This window comes from Psychrobacillus antarcticus, assembly GCF_029533155.1.
GTDB classification, from domain to species: Bacteria; Bacillota; Bacilli; order Bacillales_A; family Planococcaceae; genus Psychrobacillus; species Psychrobacillus antarcticus.
In genome coordinates this window covers 1-348 of sequence record NZ_JAIZDB010000070.1, presented here as the reverse complement: position 1 = coordinate 348, position 348 = coordinate 1, and the positions used below count along the sequence as shown (strand labels likewise).

1 rRNA gene is annotated in these 348 nt (G+C 49.7%); it reads left to right on the top strand.

What is annotated here, in order from left to right:
* Positions 1-348 (top strand): 23S ribosomal RNA (locus LDK52_RS19925); the annotation flags it as partial.

Below are 348 nucleotides of genomic sequence, written 5' to 3'. Positions count from 1 at the left end.
CTAAGCCGAGGCCGATAGGCGTAGGCGATGGATAACAGGTTGATATTCCTGTACCACCAAACCACCGTTTGAGTAATGGGGGGACGCAGAAGGATAGGGTAAGCATGCTGTTGGTTATGCATGTCCAAGCAGTAAGGTGTGAATGTAGGAAAATCCGCATTCTTTAACATTGAGCTGTGATGGCGAGGACGTATGTCTAGAGTTCCTGATTTCACACTGCCAAGAAAAGCCTCTAGCGAGGTGAAAGGTGCCCGTACCGCAAACCGACACAGGTAGTCGAGGAGAGAATCCTAAGGTGAGCGAGAGAACTCTCGTTAAGGAACTCGGCAAAATGACCCCGTAACTTCG